Raw genomic sequence first — 18,011 nt, forward strand, 5'->3', positions numbered from 1 at the left:
AGCTAGACAAAGAAAAGCGAAGTGGGGCGGTCTGGAGTTTGCAACAGTGAGCCATGCCATTCACTTGCTTGAAACGAAGTTTCAAGTGGCATTGCAAACAGTTGCCAAACTCCTGCCCCACGTAGCTAGACAAAAGGAGAGAAAAATATGACAGTAATCTGGCTTGTTTTAGCTATTATCGTGTTAGCTTTTACGCTAAATACAGTTGATGAAATCAGGCGAAAAATAAAAATCCGCAAAGAAATCAAAGAACAATGGGGAAAACTTCCGAAAATGACTCGTTTTGACCATGAAGAAAGTTTGCGAGAGGCTTGGCAAATTGGGCAAGAGGACAGAAAATTTGACAGCGAAATTGACGAGTTGACATGGTATGACTTGGATATGATGCACATTTTTCAACAAATCAATGCGACAAAATCAAGCATAGGCTCAGAATATTTGTATCGGAAAATGCGGGAATTTGACTTTGACAACGAAAATCTCAAACGATTAGAACATCTGATTACTTATCTGGAGGAAAATCCCGAGACACGTGAAAAATTGCAGTATTTATTTGCAATGATTGGGAAAAAGGACGCAAACTTGGTGCAATATTATCTAAAACACAGCAAAAAATCGTTCTTGCCAAGAGTGGAAATCTATATATTTTTAGGTATTTTGCCAGTCGTTTTACTGCCTGTGGCAGTGATTTTTCAAACCCCACCAGCAATTCTCATTTTTCTTGGTTCAATTTTACTCAATATGTCTCTCTATTTGAAAAAGAAAATTGAGATTGAAAAAGAACTTATTTGCATGAGTTACCTCGTCAACACGTTTGTTGTGTGCAAAAAATTTTTACATCTTGATTTTCCGTCAAAAGAAATACTTGAGAAAAATTATCACCACTTTTCTTCTGTGAGAAAATTTGCGTTTACTTTCCGTGTGAAAAGTGGCAGTGATTTGGAAGTGATTTTCGATTATTTTAACGGTTTGTTTCTTATACCACTTCTGTCGTATAATTTTGTGCTAAAAAAACTTTCTAGCCACAAACAAGAGGCAGTTGAAATTTTAGAACTACTTGGCGAGTTAGAATTTGCAATTGCTATCTTGAATTTCCGCTACGCATTGCCTTACTTCTGCGTACCAAATAGAACAACGCAATACAAAGTAAACGCTCAGGACGTTTGCCACCCGCTTTTACTTGACGGCGTGGGAAATGTAGTAGCATGGAAAAAAAGCACACTGGTTACTGGCTCGAATGCTTCAGGAAAATCTACTTATATCAAGGCAGTTGCAATCAATACCATTTTATCACAAACTATTCACACTGCTTTTGCCACGGAATTTTCATGCACAAGCGGTCACGTGTTGACTTCCATGGCGATTGAAGATGATTTATTTGAGGGAGAAAGTTATTTCATCGCTGAAACGAAATCTATCAAGCGAATTTTAGATGTCGTGGAAACGGGCGAGTTTGTGTTTGCTTTTATTGACGAAATCTTAAAAGGCACCAATACAATTGAACGCATTTCCGCCTCTTCTTCGATTCTTGAGTGGCTAAGCGAGAAAAACGTTCTTGCATTTGTCGCAACGCATGACATTGAGCTATCACAAATTTTGCAAGGGAAAGTCGAAAACATTCATTTCTCTGAACGATTTACAGAACATGGCGAGTTGACATTTGACTATTCTTTGAAAAAAGGAGCCGCCAAAACGAGAAACGCTTTAAAACTTTTAGAAACCCTCGATTTCCCAACAAAAGTTTTAGAAGTAGCAAGCAAACGTGCGAATGTTTTTGATGAATGTAAAAAATGGAAATAATGAATTTAGAGTGGGAAAAGCGTCCAAGACTTTTTTTCCCACTCTTTTTCCTCAAAAAAACTTCTCTTAGAATAATTCCAAGAGAAGTCAATTTCAACATTATTTCGCAACTGGATAAACAGAAACCTGTTTTTTGTCACGACCTTTACGTTCAAAACGAACGACACCTTCTACTTTTGCAAAAAGTGTATCATCGCCACCAATCCCAACGTTTACGCCCGGATGGATTTTTGTTCCACGTTGACGGTAAAGGATTGAGCCACCTGTTACAGTTTGACCGTCAGCAGCCTTAGCTCCAAGACGTTTGGCTTGTGAATCACGTCCATTAGATGTAGAACCGCCCCCTTTTTTGTGGGCGAATAATTGTAAGTCTAATTTCAACATAGGGTTACACCTCCTGTTATTCCTTATTTTCTTTCAACTGAATAAATTTACTGTATTCATCTGCCACTTCTTTGATTGCACCAACAAAAGCTGTTAGTAAAATCTGAGCAGTTTTCTCTTGTTCACTCGTCAAATCTTTTGGAAGTTCTACATATAAGTAGCCTTCTCTCATTTCAGTGATAGGGGAAATATCCGCCATTCTCTCAAGATTGTTCGCTGTGGTAATGCTTAAAACAGAAACAGCGGAACAAACAATATCATGACCATATGTGCCACTCATTGCGTGTCCTGAAATCTCGTAAGAAATGATATTTTCAGATTTGCGTTTGACATACACTTGAATCATCTTATGCGTTGATTGCTTCGATGATTACTTTTGTATATGGCTGACGGTGACCTTGTTTGCGGTGAGAATGTTTTTTAGGTTTGTATTTGAAAGTTACTACTTTCTTTTGCTTACCATGTTTTTCCACCTTACCTGTTACTGTTGCTCCAGATACTGTTGGTGTTCCAACTTTTGTCGTTTCTCCACCTACGAACAATACTTCATCAAAGGTAACAACTTCGCCAGATTCTACGTTTAATTTTTCAACGTAAACCTCTTGACCAACTTCAACCTTGATTTGTTTTCCGCCAGTTTTGATAATTGCGTATGCACTCATTACGGCACCTCCTTATAAAATTTGATTTAGACTCGCCTTCATAGGTGGCTTAGCACTTAAAACCTACTCGGTGCGGTTGAAAAACGGAAGTTTCCGCATTTACAACATTTCTATTATATCTAATGTTTCATTGTCTGTCAATAAAAATTTGCTACGAAACATTTGATTTTGTAGAAAATTTCCCACACCCCCTCAAAAAATGCTACAATAAAGCAACTATAAAAACAACGGAGGGGTATTTTGAAAATCTTAACAGAACTCATTCCAAAAGATGAAAACGAAGAAATTATTTTCAAAGTTCATGAGGTAACAGATGAAATTCTTGAGTTAATCGCACGAGTTGAGCAAAGTTCTAAACAAGAATTGGTCGCGTTTCTTGGCAAACAGGCACACCTTGTCAACATTTACGATATTTTTTATATCGAATCTGTCGATAAACGAACTTTTTTATATGGGGACCTCTAAAAACTCCGCTTAAGACTAAATTAGCTAGTTTTTTGATTTTCGAGGAAATCGACGAAAACTATGTGGGGCATAGAAAAGCGAAGAAGTGTGTTAAGGAGTTTGCAACAGTGAGCCGTGTCGTTTATTTACTCGAAACTTTAGTTTCGAGCGACACTGCGAACAGTTGCCAAACTCCTGCACTTCGTAGCTAGACAAGGTTGAGGAGATTGACGAAGAAAACCGGAAAACTAGCAATTTAGGATAAGTGCGAGTTTTTAGAGGTGCCCTGCTATGTAAAATTTTAAAAGCACCTCTAAAACGGAATTTTTAGAGGTACTTTTTTTACTTTCTACGCATCATGAATAAAATCACTCAATTCCGTACCTTTCAACTTCGCATTCAAACCAATTAATAATTTTAAACGTGCTTTTTGTGAATTGATTCCATTTGAAAACATCACACCTAATTTTGCTAATTCCATTCCGCCTCCTGTATAAGCGTAGACAGGCTCGGCAATGCCGTTGAAACAACGAGAAACCAAAACGACAGGAATGTCGTTGAGCAAAACTTTCTTGAGTCCTTCTAGCACTTTTGGAGGCAAATTGCCCGCACCTAGTGCCTCAATCACAAGACCGTTTGTTTTATGAAAATCAAGCATATTGAAAATTTCATCAGTCATTCCAGCGTATGCTTTGATAATCGGGATATTTCCGTCAACTGTTGAAATATTGTACTTTTCTTGATATTGCAGTTGGTGGAAGAAAACAATTTCCGTTTTGGTCACAATGCCAATCGGGCCATGTGTTGGTGTGCGAAATGTGGCAACATTGGTTGTATGTGTTTTGGTGACATATCTTGCCGTGTGAATTTCGTCATTCATCACGACCAGTACACCCTTGCCAATTGCTTTATTGTCGCTTGCCACACGGAGTGCAGAAAGAAAATTGTACAATCCGTCACTTCCAAGCTCATTGCTACTTCGCATAGCACCTGTTAAGACGATTGGAAACATTAGTTGAATGGTGCTATCCAAGAAATAAGCCGTTTCTTCTAATGTATCCGTGCCATGTGTAATGACAATTCCTTGTACATTTTCATGCTGTATGGCATATAAAATCCGTTCCTTTAATTGAAGCATATGAGCAGGGGTGATATGTGGTGAAGGCAAATTAAAAATTTCTTCATTTATAATTTCCACATTTTCAGGCAGAGCAATTTCCGCTCGTGCAATTGGATTTTCCTCCCCTGGCAAAACTTGCCCAAGCTCATCTTCATGCATTGAAATGGTACCACCTGTATGTAATGCTAATATTTTTCTCACGATTAATTTCCCCAATCTTTATCTAATATCTGTTATAATAAAGAACGAATGAAAAAAATGCAAGTAAGCATAAAAATATTTTACGAGGAGGTGAAATCATGATTAAAATCGTCTTTTTTGACATTGACGGAACGCTTTTGAATAAGCAAAGTAGACTTGAGAAATCGACTGAGATTGCTTTAGCAAAAGCGAAAGAAAAGGGGATTTTGTGCGGGATTGCCACAGGGCGTGGACCGAGTACGATTGGGCATTTGCTAGAGGAATATGCTCTTGATTTTGCTGCCTGTTACAATGGACAATACATCTACACGAGAAGTGGGGAAGTTATTTTATCCAAGCCACTAGACAAAAAAACGCTACATTCTCTTGCGGAATTTGCAGATGAGCATAGCAGAGAAATTACGTTTGGTGCAGCAGACAAAATTGTCGGCTCTTCCCTTTTGCGTGTAGGGAACACGAGTTTTGTTCGCATGATTTCACCATTTTTACCACGAAAACTCTCTGGAACGCTAAAAACAGGCTATCAAAATGTCGTTAGAAAGCATAAAAAAGCCAATTATCAAGAAAACCCCGTTTTACGTGAGCCAATTTATCAAGTAGTAATGGTTTCGCCAGAAAAAGAGCAGGCAAGAATAGAGGCATATTTTCCGACGTGTACGATTACACGTAGCAACCCGTATTCGATTGACATTATTCCACGAGGGAGTTCCAAGTTTAAAGGAATTGAGGCGGTTTGTGAATATTACGGCATTTCCTTAGATGAAACCATGGCATTTGGCGATAGTTGGAACGATATAGAGATGATTCAAGGCGTGGCATACGGTGTGGCAATGGGGAATGCGGTAAAAGAGCTGAAAGAAGTTGCCGATTTTGTCACAACGTCAAATGATCGAGACGGTATTGCACGAGCTTTTCAGCAATTTTGTTTGATAGAGGATGAGGAAGAAATCAATGAAGTCATGCAAGAATTGTGCATAGAGGATATTTCGAGTGAAATGAAGTACCTCACACAGAAAATGCCAAAATCCAAAGATGAAAAATTTAATAAGGTAAGAGAATTTCACCAAACATTTGACAAAGAAGTTCTCCAAAAACCAAAGGCGTATGACCCACAACAAGCAAGTTTCCGCTCAGGATTTAAAGTAGAAGAAATCGTTGAATTTTTATATGCAACAAGTAACAATGACCAAGTGCTTTTTGAGGAACTGGTGGAAAATCTAAAAAGTGATGTTGAGAAAGCAAAAGAAAAAGTATTAGCAAAAAATGAACCGACAGAAGATGTCTTAACCGATCAAGCAGATGCTTTAATTGACTTGCTTTACTTCACCTATGGCTCGTTCGTTTTAATGGGGGTTGACCCAGACAAACTCTTTTCAATTGTTCACGAAGCCAATATGGGCAAAATTTGGGCTGACGGCGAGGCTCATTATGATCCGATTACGCACAAAATTTTGAAACCAGAAAATTGGGAAGAACGTTTTGCTCCTGAAAAGAAAATCAAAGAGGAATTGGCGAGACAACGAGAAAATAGTGTTTAGAAAAAGGCACAAAAGCAATGAAAACAGCTTTTGTGCCTCTTATTAACTTTATTCACCGTCTTGCAGTTCTTCCACGTGATTGGTAATAGGACCGAACTGTTCGATTGGCCAGAATGCGAATTTGACGACACCGAGGACGGCTTTCTGGTCGATGTAGCCAATCATTCTGGAGTCTTTTGAAATTCTGCGATTATCACCTAGGACAAAATATTTTCCCTCAGGTACATGAACTTCACCGAAAAGACCGTCTAAAGTAAAATCATGTGTGAATGGTTCACCGTCACTTAGTTTGCTCTTTAATTCTTCTACATATGGTTCTTTGTAGATTTTTCCATTGATGTAAAGAACGTCATCCATACATTGAATGGAATCTCCCGGCAAGCCAATCACACGTTTCACATAATTTTTTCCAGAATCATCGGGTGCTTTGAATGTGATAATGTCAAAACGTTCAATTTTTTCATGCTTTAAGGCGATGACACGCTCTTTATTGCTTAGCGTTGGGTCCATTGAATGACCGAGGACAGTTACAGGTGTAAAGACAAATTGTCGTAACAAAATCAGGATAACCCCAACGACGACAATGAAAATTCCACTTTGGATTAAATCTTTTTTACTCATGTTTTTTATCTCTTTCTCTATGAAATTCATTTCACTATACGAATGCTCAACTTATTTTATCAAAAAAATTTCATTTTGTAAGCTGATAGTAAAAAGCTTTAGAAAATTTTATTTCACTGCGAGCTTTGTTATAATAAAGGAAATATAGAAACATAGAAAAATGAGGTGAGAACTTGAGTTTGCAATTTATTTTAGGAACAAGTACGAATTTGCATGAAGATGAGCTTGTTAGAATAAGTCATGAATGGTTAGCAGAACATGAGGCGGGGGAAGTTTATTTTTTGGTGCCAAACTATATGAAGTTTGAAAGTGAACTTCGTATTCTTAGGAAACTCGGGAATTTTGAGCAGAAAGAAAAACGTGTTGCAACAGCAAAAACAAGGTTGCAAGTGCTTAGTTTCACACGTCTAGCGTGGTTTTTGATGAATACGGAAACACGAGAAGTGGAGCTAAGTGAAGAAGGACGCAGTATGCTTTTCCGTAAAATTTTACTTGAAAACAAGGAGAATCTGACACTTTTTCGTGGGGAATTTGACAAAAAAGGCTTTATGGCATCTCTCATGGATTTTTTCGCAGAGTTAGAGCAAGGGACAATGACGGCGAATGATTTGGAAAAAATCATTCATGATGAAAGCAAAGGAATGGCTCAAAGACGTAAGTTTGCAGAGCTTTTGTTACTGTACAATGCGTATTCTAATGCAAGAAAAGCGTACAATTTGTCCGAAGAATCTTTGCTTTCTCGTTTGGCAAAACGTGTGAGAGAGCGTGATTTATCGAATGTTTTGGTGGTCGTTCATGGATACACTCGTTTTTCATCGGAAGAATTGAGTTTGCTCAGAGCGTTTATGAAACAAGCTCGTGAATTGAAAATTTCCATGTTAAGTGAAAAAGTGGGAGAAAATGACACATTACAACCGTTGGAGCTTTTTTATGATAGCAAAAAAACGATTCAGCGAATTTTGAGATTGGCAAAGGAAGAAAAAGTCAAAATTTTAATAGAGAAATACGCACCAAAGGCTGAAAACACAAGACTTTTGGCGATTGAAAACGCATGGCGAAATGCTTCAGACAATGGCAAATTTCCCTTGCCAGATTTTGACAAAACGACTGTTCAGATTTGGCAAAGTGAAAATCATTTTGTGGAAATTCATCGTGTGGCAAAAGAGATTCATCGCTTGGTGAGTGAGGAAGGCTATCGTTACAAGGATATTCAAGTGCTAGTGCGAAATATGGAGGACTATCATACGCAAATCGCTCCTATTTTTGAATGGAATAACATTCCGCTTACAATGGATAGACGAAGTACAATGAAAAGCCACCCATTAGTTGAATTTTTCCAAAGTCTCTTTCGTCTCAAGGAATTTTATTTCCAATATGAAGATGTCATACGTTTACTTCGTAGCGAGCTATTCACTCCACTTTTTCAACTGTCAACGGAATTGGGCAACTCTCTTGATTTGTTTTCAGAAATTCAAGAGCTTACGCAAGAAGAATGGCAACTTGCAATGGAAGAATTTCGTGATACGGTTGATATTACGGAAAATATCGTCTTGCAGTATGGCTACAACGGTCGTGATTGGACAAGTCAAAAGGATTGGCGATTTGTCACGTATGATTTCGAGGAAAATGAGGTGAGCGAAAATCGTGATGTGCAAAAAGAGCGACGTAGCAACGAATTAAGACGTTTTGTCGGCGGAAATTTGTCATTATTTTTCAAGGAAATGGAAAATGTTCAAACTGTTCGTGAGGGAGCGGAGTGTTTTTATCGCTTTTTGACAGAAATTGGATTAGATAGACAAATGACCCATTTTAGAGATTCTTTTGCAGCAACGGATATTGCTAAGGCAAAAGAGTACGAGCAGGCTTGGAGTGCATTTGTGCATTTGCTTGAAGAATATGTGTTCATTTTTGGAGAGGACACGTTTGATTGGGCAACGTTTTCTGACATTTTTTCCACAGGATTGGAAAATGGTCGATATGGAAAAGTGCCAGCCGTGCTTGATACAGTGCAAGTTATCTCAAGCGAACTCGTTCAACCTATGCAGTCAAAAGTCGTCTTTGCCCTTGGTTTAACCAATCATACTTTGCCAATGAGCTATGAAAACAAGTCTATTTTGACGTTAGAAGAACGCACAATGCTAGAAGAAGTAGTTGCAGATGAAAAATTTTTCATGAATGATGTCAACAATCGCAATGCGAAGGAAATTTTCGTTGCCTATATGTTGTTTACCTCAGCAAGCGAGAAACTGTATCTTACCGCACCCAAACAAGTGGAAGGAGCAAAAGAAACGAGGCTGTCGCCATTTGTCGAACGATTTTCTAAGGCTTTGGGGATTGCAATAGTAGAGAAAAAAGACACACAACTTTTGGAAAGCGATGCACTTTCTCAAATTTCAACGTACCGCTTATTAATTCGTGATTTAGTTCGTTTGAAACAATTTGCCGATGAAAATGAAGAAACACCGAGCATTTTGTGGAATATGCTAGAAGAAGAAGTGAAAAAATCTGATTTTAGTGAGCTATATCATCACGCTTTGCTTGGGCTTGAAAAGAAAAATATCCCACACGCACTTTCTCATGAAACAACAGAGTTGCTCTATGGTGACAATATCGAAGCGAGTGTTTCGAGGTTTGAATTACTCCACCAATGTGAATTTAAACACTTTGCCAACTATGGTTTGCAATTAAAAGGACGTGAAATTTTAGATTTAAATCCTGCAATGAAAGGAAATTTCTTCCACGAAGCACTGGACGAATTTTTCAAATTGTTACAGGAGAACCAATTGGATATTGAACATCTCAATGAGGAGCAACTTTTGCATTTTACTGAGCAAGTAATCGAGAAAACACTCGCGATTCCGCAATTTGATTTATTAAACAGGGACAGTCGTATGCGTTATTTGCGTTTTCAATTGTCCGAAGTGACCAAACGCGTATTGTGGGCGGTGAAACAACAGGCAGATAGAAGTGGCTTGAAAACCAAAGAAACCGAGTTGATTTTTGGGAAAATTGCAGGACAAAAAGGAATTGAGGGGCTAACACTTGCTCTTTCCAATGACAAAGTGGTGAAATTGCGTGGGAAAATTGACCGATTAGACGTATTAGAGCAAGACCGCCAGCAGTATTTGTCGGTTGTTGATTACAAGAGTGGAGCGAAAAAATTTGATTTGCTCGATAGTTATTATGGTTTGGCAATGCAAATGGTGACCTACCTTGATGTTGCAACGAGTAATGCCACAGCAGAGCTAGAAAGTAAACCACTAGGGGCATTTTATCTTCATTTGCAAAATCCGACATTGGATTATGATGAAAAAACGCTTGAAAATCTGGATGAAAACATTTTGAAAGAGTTCAAAGTAGGTGGTCTGTTGGTAAATTATCCTGAGGCGATACCAGAAATGGATAAAACACTTGACGGCAAGGCAAGTATTCTCTATCCTGTTCAACAGCTGAAAAGTGGAGAGGTGAAAGGGACAGGAAGCAATTTCTTCACAGAAGACGAGTTTGCCACGATTGCAGAACACAATAGACAAAATTTCACAAGTGCAGCAGAGAAAATTTACTCTGGAGATATTGCACTCAATCCAGTAAGACAAGGCACTAATCCTCGTGCTTGTAGTTATTGTTCGTTCAAGAGCGTTTGTTTCTTTGACCCAATGTTAAAAGAAAACCAGTATAAAAAAATGGAGCCGTTTGGCGATAGAAAAGAGAAAAAAGCCAAAATCCTTGAGGCGATGAAAATTGATTTGGAAAGTGGGGAGAAGAATGATTAATTTACCATTAAAACCAGAAAACTCACGTTTTACAGATGCACAATGGCAATCCGTTTGGGAAAGTGGCGAAAATTTGTTGATTTCAGCAAGTGCAGGAAGTGGGAAAACGACCGTTTTGGTTGAGCGTGTCATTCAAAAAGTGTTAAGTGGGATCAATGTTGACGAGCTTTTAATCGTAACGTTCACGGAAGCTGCGGCAAGTGAGATGAAAGAGCGTTTGGAAAATAAGTTAAAAGAGACGATTGAGCAAGAATTAGACGGCAAAAAACGTGCTTTTTTACTTCATCAGTTGCAATTGTTGCCACAAGCACATATTTCAACGTTGCACGCATTTTGTAAACGAGTGATTGAACGATTTTATTATTTGATTGACCTTGACCCGAAATTTCGTTTGATGAGTGATGAAACAGAGAAATCTTTGCTGAAAGAGCAGATTTTCCATGTGCTACGTGAAAAAATGTATGAAGTTGACGGAGTGGAAAATGAATCGTTTTATCAATTAACTGAGAATTTTTCTGGTGACCGAAATGATGAAGGCTTACAATCACTCGTATTCTCGTTAATGGATTTTGCACTGAGTCACCCTGCACCAGACGAATATTTGGATAGTTTAGTGAAAGGTTATGAAATAAACGGAGATTTTACAGAAAGCACGCTTTATCAAGAAATACTCAAACCACAACTTTTAGACGAGCTTTTTGTCGCTAAACGTATTGCAAAAGAGCTTGAAAATCTCGCTCGGTCAATTGAATTTGACAAAATGCTTGAGCAGAGTGAGGAAATTTTACTGCTCCTTGAGCGATTGACACAGTATTTAGAGCAAGATAACGTAGAAGAAATTTATCTACTTGGCAAAGAGAGTAAATTCCCAAGGAAAATAAGTGCAAATTCTAAAGCATTTAAGGAACAAGAAGACATTGTTGCTCCATATGGCAGTTATCACGCAAGGTTAAAAGAAGTTGTTGACGGGATTTTCAAACAAAAGATATTTACGACACCCCCTGAAGTAACAGCGAAAGTTTTAGGTGATGCTAAAGAGGTTGTCGAAACGTTAGTAGTGGTGACGAAATCTTTTATGCAGGAATTTCAGCAAGAAAAATTTGCGAAAAATGCTCTTGATTTTAGCGATTTGGAACATCTTGCGTTGAAAATTTTGCGAGATGACTCTGGCAATCCTAGTGAGGCAAGTCTTTATTATAAGGAAAAATTTCACGAAGTGATGATTGATGAATACCAAGATACGAATGGTATTCAGGAAATGATTGCAAATTTTGTTTCCAAGGAAAACAATCGCTTTATGGTGGGAGATGTCAAGCAGTCTATTTATATGTTCCGTCAAGCTGACCCAACGCTTTTTATTGAAAAATATACAAATTATGGTGAAAACAATGGCGGAAAACGAATTGTTTTGGCAGAAAATTTTCGTTCAAGAAGTGATGTGCTAGATTTCACCAATTTAATTTTCATGCAGTTGATGAACCGCACGCTTGGGCAAATTGAGTATGATGATGCGGCACGTCTTATCAATGGAAATACAAGTTTTCCAGAAAACGAGCAGATGAAAACGGAAATTTTGATTTATGAAACGCAAAAAGATGAGGAGCAAGAAGTCGTTGAAATTGAGCCAACGTTTGACGTGGAGAGCAAAAACGAGGGGGAAATTACCCTTGTGGCGATGAAAATTCGTGAAATGGTGGAAAATGGTTTTGAGATTTACGACAAAGATTTAAAGACCAATCGTTTGCTTGAGTATAAAGACATTGTTTTGCTTGCTCCAACAAGAAAACATAACGCTGAAATTCAAGAAATGTTTGCTCGATTTGACATTCCACTTGTTATGAATGATGTGGCAACATATTTTAAAACGACTGAAATCCGCATGATTATGTCGCTTTTATCTATTATTGATAACCCTTATCAAGATATTCCACTTGCAAGTGTGTTGAGAAGTCCAATTGTTAATTTGAATGAGGAGGAACTTGCAAGAGTTCGATTAAATAACAAAACAGGAAATTTTTATGAGGCAGTGCAGGATACGAAAAATATTCAAAAACTAGAGGTATTTAAGAAACAACTGAACGCTTGGCGAAATTTGGCGAGAAGTACAAGTATTCACTTGCTCCTTTGGAAAATTTACGAAGAAACGGCAATTATTGAAATTGTCTCTGGTATGCCAAACGGACATCAGCGTGAGGCGAATTTGTACGCTTTAGCCGAAAGAGCAGAGCAGTACGAGCAAAGTAGTTTCAAGGGATTGTTTCAATTTGTACGTTTCATTGAGCGAATGCGTGCCAAAGACGAAGATTTGGCAGAAACGGAAATGGAAAATCTTCAAAATGCAGTGCGTGTAATGACGATTCACGGTTCAAAAGGGCTAGAATTTCCAGTGGTCTTTTTGCTTGATTTGTCGAAAAAATGGAATTTACAAGACATTCAAGGAAAGACCATTTTTGACGGAAAATTAGGTGTAGGGATTCAATATTTGGATAGAAAATCTCGTTTGAAATTTACCACGCTAGTTTTTGAGGCGATTAAAGCGTATAAGAAAAAGAAAATTTTAGCCGAAGAAATGCGGAAACTCTATGTTGCCCTTACACGTGCGGAGCAAAAACTTATCTTGGTTGCAAGTTATAAAGATAAAGAAACAGCACTTAAAACTTGGTCTCAAGCAGGGAGCGAGGAAAGTGAAGTATTAAGTGAAACCGTTCGTCTAAAAGGGAAAAGTGTTATGGACTGGATAGGTATGACGCTGATGCGACACAAGGATGCAGACGTTTGGAACAATGAATTTGCAGTCGCAAATGTGCCAACAGTGAAATACCATGCGACAAATTTTGAGGTAACCTTTATGTGTCAACAAGATTTGCTCGTGCCAGAAGTGGAAAAAACTTCTCTAACGGACACAGAGGAGAAGAAAGAGAAAATAACGCCTGAGATATTTCAGCGTGCGAAAGAACGGTTGAATTTTCACTATCGCTATCAAAAAAGCACGAATACGGCGGTTTATCAGTCGGTTTCCGAAATCAAACAAGTCTTTGTCGACCCGGATTTTCCGAATTTACTTGAGGCAAATGTTAGTGAAAACGGAGAACTTAGGGCGAATATCCGTTTTGGTGAGCTTGCGAAACCTGCATTTTTAGAACAACGAGCGAGCAGTGTTTCTTCAAGAGAAATTGGTAGTGCGACACATTTACTTTTACAAACGATAAATCTTTCACAAGAAATTTCCGAGCAAGCACTGGAAAAACAGCTAGAGCTTTTGGTGGAGAGAAAACTGATTGAAAAAATAGTTGCTGAAAGAATTGATTTAACGAAAATCCTACAATTTTTTGAGACATCTTTTGGGCAATTACTTCAGGAAAACAGTGAAAATGTAAAAAAAGAAGTGCCGTTTTCTTTACTTGTTCACCCGAGCGAAGTGTATGAGGATTATCCAGATGAAATTGAAGATGATTTATTGATTCACGGGATAATTGACGGATATTTTGAGGGAGATGAGGGGCTTGTATTGTTTGACTATAAAACGGACTTTATTCGGACAACACAAAAAGAACGAGAAATTGAGAAAATGAAAGAAAGATATGCAGGACAGCTCAATTTGTATGCAAAAGCCTTGCAACTTGCCACAGGAAAACAAGTCGTGCGAAAGGAATTGATTTTGCTTTCAATCGGGGACGTGGTGCAACTCCCTTGAAAAAAATGTGAAAAGGGGTTACTATATTTTTGATAGTAATAAGGGTACCTCTAAAAAATTCACGCTTACCCAAAATTGCTAGTTTTTAGAGGTACCCATAAAAAAGAATGAGGGAGAAAGATATGGAAGTATTAGCAAAAGAGGTTGATTTTACCCTTTGTCCTAAAATAGAGGCAGCCTTTTCTATTTTAGGTAGAAAATGGAATGGTTTAATCATTCATACTTTGTTGCACAAGGAAAACGTCCGATTTTCAGAATTGGCTCAAATTGTCAACAATCTGAGTGACAGAATGTTATCAGCAAGATTGAAAGAGCTTGAGGAAAATGGGATTGTAGAAAAAAAAGCAAGTTGCCAAATGCGTGGCGTATCTGTTTATCAGCTAACGCAAAAAGGTGTTGCTCTAGCAAGTTCCTTGACCGAGCTTGAACATTGGGCAGAAGAATATTGCTAAAAAAAGGCACTTATTGATACTGTTATCGGTACAATAAGTGTCTTTTATTGATTTTCTTACAAAATAATTTGTTCTTTTGGTTAATTGGTGGAGTGAGTGAATGAGACGGTTTATTGTTGTAAATTCCTTACCGCACTTCTCCGATTTTCTTTGTCTAGCTAGGAAGTGCTGAGGTCTGGTGGCTGTTTGCAACATCGCTCGAAACTTTCGTTTCGAGTATATAAACGATGTGATTCACTACCACAGACCTCAACCCGCCCTTCTCCGCTTTTCTTTTATCCTAGCAATTCCCGAGTAAATTCCGATTAGGACGATAAATATTTCTAGTCTTCCTAAGATCATGCCGAACATTTGGATGATTAAACTTCCTTCGTTTGTTGTATTGTCTGTTAAGCCAATGGATAATCCGACAGTGCCGAGAGTTGAGGCAAACTCAAATGCAGCTTTGGTGAGTGTGCTATTGCTCGTTAATGTAAGAAGAAGTGTACCGATTATCATGAGAATAAGATAACTTGAAACAAATCCTATCGTATCATTTGTTAATTGTTGGTCAATCGGTGTTTTCCCTTGTGCTTTATAATAAAACGGCGAAGTCACTAAATGATTTGGGCGACAGCGTTTGTAAATGTTTTCCGCAGTGATACGAAGAAGTAAATACACTCGTGTAAGTTTTAATCCGCCAGCAGTAGAGCCAAATCCTCCGCCGATGAGCATGAGCAGTAGAAGAATCCCAATGGCAAACGGTGGGAACTCTGTATAAGTCGTTGTCGAGTAACCTGTTGTCGAAAGTGCCGAGATGATATTGAACACTGCAATTCTCATACTCTCGCTTACATTTGTATAAAGAGTACAAAATAAGGAAATTGCAAGAAGTGGTGTGAATATCACAAGTACAACCGAGAAAAATCGAAGTTCGCTGACACGTAGCAATTGTTTCCATTTTCTTTTTGTCAACAGTAAAAGAACCGCAAAATTGGTTGTGCCGATAATCATGAGAAGAATGGTTATTATCTCAATTTCAAGACTATGATAAGCACCAATGCTGTCTGCTCTTGTAGAAAATCCGCCAGTAGATAAGGCGGACATACTGTGTAGCAACGATTCAAACATTGGCATACCAAAAAGACTATACAAAACAGTTCCGAGAACTAAAAAAGTTAGATACATTTGCAAAATTAAGCGAGTAGTTTTCTTCAAATTCGGCATTAATTTGTCGTAATGCCCTTCTGCATTGTAAAGATTCATCGCTTGTTTTCCTTGCATGAAAGTAACCAATACTAACACAAATCCCAACCCGCCACAAAACTGCATAAAACTACGGTAAAACAAAAAAATATTCGGGGTATTTTCAACATCTACAACAGACAATCCCGTTGTCGTCCAGCCACTAATCGACTCAAATAATGCTTGCACAAAGCTCAATTTTCCAGACAAAAGAAAAGGGATAGCTCCTATGAAACAGCCGTAACCCCACGTCAATAAGACGGTCAAATGGCTTGATTGCAACGAATGTTGCCAATGAGCGAGTGGGTTGATTTTGATTGTTCGGCAAAAAACAAGCCCAAGTGTGATAGAAAACAGCGACGGAGCTAGAAAAGAAAAGGCAAACTTTGTATCATTCGGGAAAAACGGCAAGACGACAAGTGGTGTTAAAAGTAAACAGCCGATTAAGAGAATTAATTTCCCGCTATTGCTACTTTGATGAAAATATTTCTTTAACATTCTCTTTCACCTGTCAGTTTATGAACGACTTCCATTTCTTGTTTGTCAAATAAAATTAAAATTAATAAATCCCCAGCTAAAATAGTTGTATCGCCTCGTGGAATCATTGTCTTTTCTTCACGAAGAATACAAGCGATAATGACTTCACGTGGCAAAGGGATTTCCCAGATTTTTTGATTGACCACTGGCGAGGTGGAGAAAATTGGCACTTCGACAATGTTGATATGTGCCTCACCTGTTGGAAAAAAGCTCGTAATTCCTTCAAGTAAGGTCTGTTTTTCAATAATATTGCTAATTGTATTGACGGCACAAATGACCGAATCAATCCCCATTTTATAAAAGAAATCCGTTTTTTTCGGATCGTTGACGAGTGAAACGGTTTTTCTAACATGAAATTTCTTTTTACATAATTCACAAATGACCAAGTTATCTTGGTCACAAGGAGTGAGTGCAATGGCAATATCCACTTCTTGAACACTCGCTTCCTCTAAAACAAAAGGTTTCGTGGCATCACCGTGAATGACACGAAGTCCGTCAATTTCAGCCAATGTCAAACAATTTTGATAATCTCGGTTGATTGCAGTAACCTGATATTTCTTCTGCAACAAAGATTGTGCCAGAGAGCGTGCTTTGTTCAAACTCCCAATTAAAAGAATATGTTTTTTCATTCGATTCCTCCAACAAACTTGCAAATTTCTTTTATTGACAAGGCAACAGGTGAGAGAGTCTCAATGCCTGAATGTTCATATACGCACTCTTTTTCAGGATTGTTCAGCCTTGTAATCACACGTTTTTTCTTAAATAGCTCTTTTGCTAATTGTGCAATCATGATATTTGTATTGTCGTTATCGGTTACGACAATGACAGCAGTCGCTTTTTCGATTTCTGCTTTTTCCAAAACATCAATATCTCTAGCATCTCCTGTCATAGTCAACCCGCCAAAAGAAACGGATAATTTGCGAAAAGAATTGGCATCGCAGTCTAAAACGAGTACATTTTCATTTTGATCAGAGAGCATATTGGCAAAACTAGCCCCCAATCGGCCACAACCGATAATCAGTGAAAAATTTGTTTGTTTTTTCAATTGGTTTGTCTCCTCTAAAAATTTCGATCAATCATGCGATTTGAAATTTGACCTCACATCTCCCCTGTCTGCAAGGTCAAATTTCTTCGTTATTTTCCCTTTTTCCCAAAACAATAAGCAAGCGTTTCGAGAGTTTTGACCTTTTCAACTATCCAAAGCTGTGAATGGTAAAGTGGGAAGCTCTTCATACGGGAAAGGAAGACTACAAAACGCTTGCTTATTCTGTATGAATCTCATACATTAATTTCATGATAGCAAACAAGCTGTGAGTATGCTGTGAGAAAATCGATTTTCTTGTGAGAATGTTGTGAGCAATCAGTTTGTCTTTAAAATAAACGACTTAAAATAGAAAAAATCGCATGAAATCAACATTTTAGAAAATGAAATTTCTGCGATTTTTCTATTTTTGTTGCAATATCTTTAGATCGCACTTCTTCGCTTTTCTTTGTCTAGCTACGTAGTGCTGAATTTTGGTCGCTGTTCGCAATGCCACCTGAAGCTGTGCTTCAGGCAAGT

Annotated in this window: 15 protein-coding genes and 1 other annotated feature; of the genes, 7 read left to right on the plus strand and 8 right to left on the minus strand. The window is 38.0% G+C overall.

All coding sequences use genetic code 11. The annotated features are described in order from the left end of the window. Positions 1 to 147: 147 nt before the first annotated feature. Positions 148 to 1,800, plus strand: a complete 1,653-nt coding sequence (locus B5D30_RS04675) for a MutS-related protein (RefSeq protein WP_078806874.1) — start codon at positions 148 to 150, stop codon at positions 1,798 to 1,800. Positions 1,801 to 1,899: 99 nt separating this feature from the next. On the opposite strand, the gene rpmA is transcribed toward B5D30_RS04675, so the two are convergent. From rpmA to rplU, 3 genes are read right to left on the minus strand one after another with little or no spacing between them, the layout of a single operon-like run. After that, the gene (gene rpmA / locus B5D30_RS04680; RefSeq protein ID WP_078806875.1) at positions 1,900 to 2,184 is read right to left on the minus strand and encodes a 50S ribosomal protein L27; all 285 of its coding nucleotides are present in this window, start codon (positions 2,182 to 2,184) and stop codon (positions 1,900 to 1,902) included. Positions 2,185 to 2,200: 16 nt separating this feature from the next. Then, on the minus strand, positions 2,201 to 2,530 hold the full coding sequence (locus B5D30_RS04685) for a ribosomal-processing cysteine protease Prp (RefSeq protein WP_078806876.1): 330 nt from the start codon (positions 2,528 to 2,530) through the stop codon (positions 2,201 to 2,203). A gap of 1 nt (position 2,531) precedes the next feature. Further along, positions 2,532 to 2,846 carry a 50S ribosomal protein L21 gene (gene rplU / locus B5D30_RS04690; RefSeq protein WP_078806877.1) on the minus strand — a complete coding sequence of 105 codons (315 nt, stop codon included), beginning with the start codon at positions 2,844 to 2,846 and terminating at the stop codon, positions 2,532 to 2,534. Positions 2,847 to 2,864: 18 nt separating this feature from the next. Continuing rightward, positions 2,865 to 2,934, minus strand: a sequence feature (ribosomal protein L21 leader region). A 152-nt stretch (positions 2,935 to 3,086) separates the two neighbouring features. On the opposite strand from rplU, the gene B5D30_RS04695 reads away from it, so the two are divergent. After that, complete coding sequence (locus tag B5D30_RS04695; protein WP_078806878.1) at positions 3,087 to 3,311, plus strand: hypothetical protein; 225 nt, start codon at positions 3,087 to 3,089, stop codon at positions 3,309 to 3,311. A 62-nt stretch (positions 3,312 to 3,373) separates the two neighbouring features. Continuing rightward, complete coding sequence (locus tag B5D30_RS14260; RefSeq protein WP_268802097.1) at positions 3,374 to 3,502, plus strand: hypothetical protein; 129 nt, start codon at positions 3,374 to 3,376, stop codon at positions 3,500 to 3,502. A 137-nt stretch (positions 3,503 to 3,639) separates the two neighbouring features. Here the strand turns inward: B5D30_RS14260 and B5D30_RS04700 are convergent, their stop codons facing one another. Next, positions 3,640 to 4,611 (minus strand): asparaginase, encoded by a 972-nt coding sequence (locus B5D30_RS04700; protein WP_078806879.1) that lies wholly within the window; start codon positions 4,609 to 4,611, stop codon positions 3,640 to 3,642. Positions 4,612 to 4,706: 95 nt separating this feature from the next. On the opposite strand from B5D30_RS04700, the gene B5D30_RS04705 reads away from it, so the two are divergent. Further along, entirely contained in the window at positions 4,707 to 6,149 is a 1,443-nt protein-coding gene (locus tag B5D30_RS04705; protein ID WP_078806880.1) for a Cof-type HAD-IIB family hydrolase, read from the plus strand. A gap of 48 nt (positions 6,150 to 6,197) precedes the next feature. Here the strand turns inward: B5D30_RS04705 and lepB are convergent, their stop codons facing one another. Then, positions 6,198 to 6,770, minus strand: a complete 573-nt coding sequence (lepB, locus tag B5D30_RS04710; RefSeq protein WP_078806881.1) for a signal peptidase I — start codon at positions 6,768 to 6,770, stop codon at positions 6,198 to 6,200. Positions 6,771 to 6,943: 173 nt separating this feature from the next. On the opposite strand from lepB, the gene B5D30_RS04715 reads away from it, so the two are divergent. From B5D30_RS04715 to B5D30_RS04725, 3 genes are all read left to right on the plus strand, one after another. Next, positions 6,944 to 10,543 (plus strand): PD-(D/E)XK nuclease family protein, encoded by a 3,600-nt coding sequence (locus B5D30_RS04715; protein WP_078806882.1) that lies wholly within the window; start codon positions 6,944 to 6,946, stop codon positions 10,541 to 10,543. Further along, entirely contained in the window at positions 10,536 to 14,237 is a 3,702-nt protein-coding gene (gene addA, locus B5D30_RS04720; protein WP_078806883.1) for a helicase-exonuclease AddAB subunit AddA, read from the plus strand. The genes B5D30_RS04715 and addA overlap by 8 nt, the downstream gene beginning before the upstream one ends. Positions 14,238 to 14,359: 122 nt before the next feature. After that, the gene (locus B5D30_RS04725; RefSeq protein WP_078806884.1) at positions 14,360 to 14,689 is read left to right on the plus strand and encodes a winged helix-turn-helix transcriptional regulator; all 330 of its coding nucleotides are present in this window, start codon (positions 14,360 to 14,362) and stop codon (positions 14,687 to 14,689) included. A 249-nt stretch (positions 14,690 to 14,938) separates the two neighbouring features. Here the strand turns inward: B5D30_RS04725 and B5D30_RS04730 are convergent, their stop codons facing one another. The 3 genes from B5D30_RS04730 to B5D30_RS04740 are packed head-to-tail and all read right to left on the minus strand — an operon-like array spanning position 14,939 to position 17,495. Beyond that, entirely contained in the window at positions 14,939 to 16,411 is a 1,473-nt protein-coding gene (locus B5D30_RS04730) for a TrkH family potassium uptake protein (RefSeq protein WP_078806885.1), read from the minus strand. Beyond that, a complete protein-coding gene (locus tag B5D30_RS04735) occupies positions 16,405 to 17,079 on the minus strand; it encodes a potassium channel family protein (RefSeq protein ID WP_078806886.1) in 675 nt (224 codons plus the stop codon). The genes B5D30_RS04730 and B5D30_RS04735 overlap by 7 nt, the downstream gene beginning before the upstream one ends. Beyond that, on the minus strand, positions 17,076 to 17,495 hold the full coding sequence (locus B5D30_RS04740) for a potassium channel family protein (protein WP_200806711.1): 420 nt from the start codon (positions 17,493 to 17,495) through the stop codon (positions 17,076 to 17,078). The genes B5D30_RS04735 and B5D30_RS04740 overlap by 4 nt, the downstream gene beginning before the upstream one ends. Positions 17,496 to 18,011 lie beyond the last annotated feature (516 nt).

The sequence above is a fragment of the Pilibacter termitis genome (assembly GCF_900167335.1).
GTDB lineage: Bacteria > Bacillota > Bacilli > Lactobacillales > Streptococcaceae > Pilibacter > Pilibacter termitis.